This window comes from Vibrio sp. A37 (assembly GCF_059777565.1).
This window is the reverse complement of sequence record NZ_JBLNLI010000043.1, coordinates 1-6,677: the sequence shown is the minus strand read 5'-3', so window position 1 is coordinate 6,677 and position 6,677 is coordinate 1. Positions and strand designations below refer to the sequence as shown.

4 protein-coding genes are annotated in these 6,677 nt (G+C 40.7%); all 4 read right to left on the bottom strand.

The features are described from left to right. Positions 1-22 precede the first annotated feature (22 nt). Positions 23-925 (bottom strand): oligopeptide ABC transporter permease OppC, encoded by a 903-nt coding sequence (oppC, locus tag ACM2FC_RS23295; RefSeq protein ID WP_498483428.1) that lies wholly within the window; start codon positions 923-925, stop codon positions 23-25. A gap of 15 nt (positions 926-940) precedes the next feature. Then, complete coding sequence (oppB, locus tag ACM2FC_RS23290; RefSeq protein ID WP_498483427.1) at positions 941-1,861, bottom strand: oligopeptide ABC transporter permease OppB; 921 nt, start codon at positions 1,859-1,861, stop codon at positions 941-943. Positions 1,862-1,970: 109 nt separating this feature from the next. Beyond that, positions 1,971-3,602, bottom strand: coding sequence for a peptide ABC transporter substrate-binding protein (locus ACM2FC_RS23285; protein WP_498483426.1), 1,632 nt, complete (start codon positions 3,600-3,602; stop codon positions 1,971-1,973). 628 nt (positions 3,603-4,230) lie between these two features. Beyond that, a complete protein-coding gene (locus ACM2FC_RS23280) occupies positions 4,231-5,865 on the bottom strand; it encodes an ABC transporter substrate-binding protein (RefSeq protein ID WP_498483425.1) in 1,635 nt (544 codons plus the stop codon). Positions 5,866-6,677 lie beyond the last annotated feature (812 nt).

Genomic DNA, 6,677 nt, shown 5'->3' with positions numbered 1-6,677 from the left:
TCATCATTCTTTCCTTTATCGATTATCTGTCTTTTGGATCCAGCGCATCGCGCAGACCATCGCCGAGATAGTTAAAGCAGAATAGCGTCACAATCATAAAGGCGGCAGGGAAAGCCAATTGCCAAATAGCAACTTGCATGTTGTTAGCACCTTGCTGAAGCAATGCGCCCCAACTAGTCATCGGCTCTTGAACACCTAGACCAAGGAAAGAGAGAAATGACTCAGTGAGAATCATATTTGGAACAAGTAAGGTCGAATAAATAGCAACCAACCCCAACACGTTCGGCACAATATGACGAGTGATGATCCGCCACTTGCTCACTCCACACACATGAGCCGCTTCGATAAATTCTTTGCTACGCAAGCTCAACGTTTGACCACGCACAATTCGCGCCATATCCAGCCAAGAGATTGCACCAATCGCCACAAAGATAAATATCAAGTTACGACCAAAGAAGGTCACCAATACAATCACTAAAAACATAAATGGGATCGCATAAAGGATTTCGACAAAACGCATCATCAATCGGTCAGTACGACCACCAATAAAGCCAGACGCTGCGCCGTAAAGTGTGCCGATCACCACCGCAACCAATGCGCCCAATACGCCCACCATCAAAGAGATTCGGCCACCCACCAAGGTTCGAACATACAAATCTCGACCTAAACTATCGGTGCCAAATAGGTGTTGCCATGATGGGGCAGCTTGCATCGCATACCAATCAGTTTGTGAGTAGCTATACTGCGAAAACATCGGTAAGAAGATCACTGCTAGAGTAATCAGCAATAAAATAAACAAACTGACCATTGCCGCTTTGTTGCGCATAAATCGAATGCGCGCGTCTTGCCAAAGGCTACGGCCAGCAATGTCTAGATTCTCTGAGAAGTTTTCTATCGCTTCTAAGTTTGCTTGTTTCGATAACATATTCTTCACTCCAACTTAGAAACGGATCTTCGGATCGATGTAAGCCAGCAACACATCGACAACCGCATTAAAAATGATGAACAAAAAACCGATGATGATGGTGATTCCCATGACCAACGAGTAATCTCGGTCAAAAGCCGCTTGGACAAATAATTTACCTATACCCGGGATGCCGAATATGGTTTCGATAACAACAGAACCAGTGATAATGCCGACGAATGCTGGCCCCATATAAGAAACAACTGGCAACATTGCTGGGCGAAGAGCATGTTTAATAACGATTTGTTTGTAACTCAAACCTTTCGCGCGAGCAGTACGGATGAAGTTACTGTTCATGGTTTCAATCATTGAGCCACGAGTAATACGTGCAATCGAAGCCACGTAGAGTAATGACATACTCACCACTGGAAGCACCATATATTTGGCCGCTCCCCCCATCCAACCGCCGGCGGGCAGCCACCCCAGTTTTAAGGCAAAGAAATATATTAGTATCGGAGCAATCACGAATGAGGGCATCACTACCCCCAGCATGGTCGTCGACATTACTGAATAGTCGAACATGGTGTTTTGTTTTAACGCAGAGAGCGTTCCAACTGACACCCCGAGCAAAATAGTGAAAATAAAAGCGACTACGCCGATTTTGGCCGACACAGGTAACGCAGAGTCAATCAACTCATTCACCGTGTAATCTTTGTATTTAAATGAAGGGCCAAAGTCACCTTTTATGATGCTGGTTAGATAGGTAATATACTGATCATAAACGGGTTTATTCAGGCCATATTTAGCATTGATGTTCGCCATAACTGCGGGCGGTAATGGTCGCTCACTAGAGAATGGGTTACCGGGGGCAAAGCGAATCAAAAAGAACGAAATGGTGATTAACACCAACATAGTCGGTATTGCTTCCAATATTCTTGTAACAATGAATTTAAACATAAACTCACTCTTTTTTGGTCTGTGACAAAATTTAAGTAAAAAGGTCTCTACATGCTTCAAACGGCGCATGTAGAGCGGATTTAAGATTTATTGTTAGAATGGCTAACGCTTAGAGCTTTTTTATATACAGGTTCTTGGTATAAATATTGTCTTGTGCGTTATGCATTGGATAGCCACCGATAGCTGGTGATACCAATCGAGACGTAACAAACTGATATATAGGCGCAACGGGCATATCGCGAGCTAACAGTTTCTCTGCCTTATGGTAGAGCTCATTGCGCTGCTTGATATTGGTTTCCGTCATCGCTTTTTTGATCAGTGCGTCGTACTCTTTGTTGTGATATTTAGGGTCATTTTCAGCATTCGTCGACGTCATGAGATTCAAAAACGTCGACGGCTCGTTGTAATCACCAGACCATGATTCGCGAGCAACTTCAAAATCACCTTGATGAAGTGTTTGTAAATAGGTTTTCCACTCTTGATTGACTAGAGTCACATTAACGCCCAGCTCTTGTTTTAGCATCGCTTGTATGGCTGTTGCTATTTTCTTGTTGTTGGCATCTGTGTTGTATAGAACTGAAAACGACAGCGGATGTGCTTTATCATAGCCCGCTTCTTTCAATAATTTTTTAGCTTTTGCAACGCGCTCTTTTTGCGTCCATGTTTCCCACGTTGGAGTTATTGGCGTAAACCCAGCAACAATGTCTGGGGTAAGGTTATAAGCAGGAAGCTGACCTTGGCCCAAGATAGCGTTGGCGATAATATTACGGTTAATTGCGTAAGAAACCGCTTTACGCACATCGACATTGTTAAATGGCTTTTTCGTGGTATTAAAGCCATAGTAATAGCTGGCCAAATTACCTGTCGTTTTAATGTCTTGCGGATACTCTTTTTTCAAACGTCTGTACTGATCGATAGGCATCGCGTAAGTCATTTGCTCTTCACCAGCAAAAAAACGGTTCATCGCCGATGTTTGGTCGGTATCGGGTAGATAAGTTACTTGATTGATTACTGTGTGTTTGTTGTCCCAATAATAAGGGTTACGTTTTAGAACAATACGGCCACCCACAACACGTTTTTCAAGTTCATAGGCACCATTGCTGACCATATGTTCTGGTTGTGTCCACTTGTCACCCCACTTTTTAATCGCAGGTGGGTAAACTGGCATCATCACACTGTTAACCAACATTTTAATGAAGTAAGGAATTGGCGACGCGAGCGTAATTTGTAAGGTGTGGTCATTGATTGCTTTCACACCCAAAGTGTCCACTTTCTTCTTGCCAGCAATAATCGCTGCAGCATTCTTGATATTGCTTTCCTCAAGATACCATGAATACGGTGAAGCGGTATCTGGATTCACAGCACGGCGCAGAGAATAAACAAAATCTTGCGCTGTCACTGGCGCACCATTCGACCATTTCGCATCTCTACGCAGATGGAATATGTAAGTCTCGTTGTCTTTGGTTTCCCAACTTTTGGCAACCCCGGGGATTGTGTTGCCGTTTGCGTCTTGTGTTACCAAGCCTTCAAATAGGTCGTTGGCAACATTAGCACCTGGGATCCCTTCAATCAAATTCGGGTCTAGAGTTGCTGGCTCTGCCCTATTTCCTCTTACTAAGTCCTGTACCTTAGCAAGCTTGGTTCCCGCAGGAACGTTGGCAGCATACGATGTTGCGGATGCAGCTGATAACGCCAAACCAGCTCCTACGGCTAACGCCATAGTTATTTTATTTTTATACATGAATTCACTCCAAATTATTTACTTTGCATCCATGCATGATTGACTCAGCAACCCCAAGAACGGTATTTAGGGTTGTTAAGTACATTTGGCGCTTAATTTGACCAGTCTAATCCTACTTGCGCACATTTTATTTTTCACTAATGTATTATTTTTAAATTACATTTTTTCTAAAATACTCAATAAAAAGCATATAAATTCAATTTACATAACTCTCTACAAATAGCTATTTCCATCTATTGTGGCTGAATAACCATTTATAGAACTGAGTACGATATTAAATTATTCACTAACCATTAAATACAAACCATCCAATATTTACATTAAAGTAAAACTTAATTTTCATTTTTGAATAGAAGTAAAAGAAATATTTAAAATCAACTTAAAAACACTCAATTCAAGTGAGCACTGTAATAATAAACTTCTTGTATATGCTCTTTATTTACCTTTAATGACAACAGCTTGACTCAAAAACTATTCAAATGAAATCAGTGATTTATACCACCCATCATTAACGTAATTTTAACTCAGGCTCGAAAATCTTAAATTCTTATACCAAATGAGCATTAGTTATAAAATTTTATTGCTCAAAAAGTTAATTGATATTTCCTTAAGAAATCGAGCCAATTCATTAGCTTTGTTTTGCCTTAATATAAAGCTCTCTAGTATAAATATTATCTTGTGCATTATGCATCGGATAACCTCCAACAGTTGGAGATACCAGTCGAGTATTTACATATTGGTAAATTGGAGCAATTGGCATATATTTAGCAATAATTTCTTCAGCCTGGTGGTAGAGCTTATTTCGCTCTTTTTCACTGGTTGCTGTCATTGCCTGTTTGATTAACGAATCGTATTTCTTATTCTTGAAGTGGGCACTATTTTGTACATTTGTAGACATCAGTGTATTTAAGAACGTAGAAGCTTCGTTATAGTCTCCACACCATCCATCACGAGCCATTTGGAAGTTACCTAAGTGGCGTGTTTGCAGAAATGTTTTCCACTCTTGGTTTTCTAACGTGACGTTCACGCCAAGCTCCTGCTTCCACATTGCTTGCAATGCTGTCGCAATTTTCTTGTGCCTTGCGTCCGTGTTATAGATAAGCGTAAATGAAAGCGGGTGGGATTTGTCATAGCCCGCTTCTCTGAGCAGCTTCTTAGCCTCTGTCACCCGTTGTGATTGAGTTAACTTCTCCCAAGCAGGAGTAATTGGCGTAAATCCAGCAATAATATCAGGGGTCAAGTTGTAAGCGGGTTTCTGACCTTGCCCGAGTATCGCGTTGGCTATGATATCGCGATTAATTGAGTAAGAAAGTGCCTTACGGACTCTCACATCGTTAAATGGCTTCTTCTCTGTATTGAAGTCATAGAAATAAGTACATAGGCTACCAGTAGTCTTGAGATCCTGCGGGTGTTCTTTTTTCAGCCTTCGGTACTGAGATGCGGGCGTCTCATAAGTCATTTGCACTTCGCCAGCCAAAAAGCGATTCATCGCTGCGACATGGTCGTTAGTGGCTAAGTAGGTCACTTGGTTGATCACTGTATGAGCGTTGTTCCAATAGTTTGGATTACGCTTCAATACTATTCGACCATTCGGTACACGTTTTTCCAATACGTAGGCACCATCACTGACAAGATGCCCCGGCTGCGTCCACTTGTCTCCCCACTTTTCAATAGCTGGCGGATATACTGGCATCATCGTGGCACTCGCCAACATTTTTAAGAAATAAGGAATAGGTGAAGTGAGCGTGATCTGCAATGTATGCGGATTGATGGCTTTCACGCCTAACGTACTTTTATCCTTTTTACCATCAATGATAGCTTTCGCATTTTTCATCGTGGTCATTTGAACATACCAAGCATAAGGCGATGCTGTCATCGGATTGACCGCACGTTGAAAAGCGTAAACAAAGTCTCCAGCAGTAACAGGCTTACCATTCGACCATTTAGCATCACGAAGATGGAACGTATAAACTTTGTTGTCTTTTGTATCCCAACTTGTTGCTATACCGGGGATAATATTGCCGTTCGCATCCTGAGTCACCAAGCCCTCAAAAAGATCATTGATGATAAATTGACCTGGCACACCCTCAACTTTTTGCGGATCAATAGAGGCGGGCTGGCCATCGTTGTATCTCACTAAGTCCTGAACTTTTGCCAACTTAGTTCCCACTGGTACATCTGCGGCATAAGAAGCCACTGATGCTGCTGATAAAACCAAGCCTGTCCCAAATAAAATGGCTTTTGTTATTTTATTTTTATACATGCACTCACTCCAAATATAAGTACTACTTCCATGCATGATTTCTTTGCTGTAATTACTAGAACGGTCTAGGAATACAATTACTCGCGCTTTAATTTGAGTAACCCAAAGAGTGTCCTTTCAACTATTGTTATGTTTGCGTAACAAGTATTCACAAATTCAATACTAATTGAACTGTGAACAAAACTTCCACTATTTTGATATTTATATTGCGGTTCTGTGCGTAGCAAATTGTGAGCCAAGTTGGACTAAGATTAAATATAAGACCAGATACATTCACATTAAAAATAGCAAACCCAGACAATCATTTTTATTAAAAATAATAATTATTAATTAAATAAACCTTAATCTATCGATACAATGATTAAAGAACGATTATTAATTCATCACATATTACTCATTCTGATTATATACTCAGCAAAAGAGTACATTTATTATTAAAATGATATTTCTATGACATAAACTAGGAAGAATATAAACACATCATACGGTATATTCGTTTAATATCCCCTTAATAAATATATAATCCATCATACTGCAAACTTATTTCATTATGATAAGAACCAAAACAGTGCGCCATGCATCATTTTGGTGAATTCTAGAGCGGTTAACACGTATGATTTAGGCATGAAGCACATAATAAACGCGCGATTACTTGGTGAATTTTGTGACATAAAAAAAGCGCGACCCGGTAAAGCGGTCGCGCTTAAGCCTGTCACAGGCTGAATATTATTAGATATCTACTTGTAGGCAAGATACTGCATGAATGGCATCACCTTTCATCACTGGCTTGGTCTTAGCACAGTCTTCTGTCG

Coding starts and splice junctions, on each gene's coding strand:
- oppC (WP_498483428.1), bottom strand. CDS start 925: ATGTTATCGAAACAAGCAAACTTAGAAGCGATAGAAAACTTCTCAGAG.
- oppB (WP_498483427.1), bottom strand. CDS start 1,861: ATGTTTAAATTCATTGTTACAAGAATATTGGAAGCAATACCGACTATG.
- ACM2FC_RS23285 (WP_498483426.1), bottom strand. CDS start 3,602: ATGTATAAAAATAAAATAACTATGGCGTTAGCCGTAGGAGCTGGTTTG.
- ACM2FC_RS23280 (WP_498483425.1), bottom strand. CDS start 5,865: ATGTATAAAAATAAAATAACAAAAGCCATTTTATTTGGGACAGGCTTG.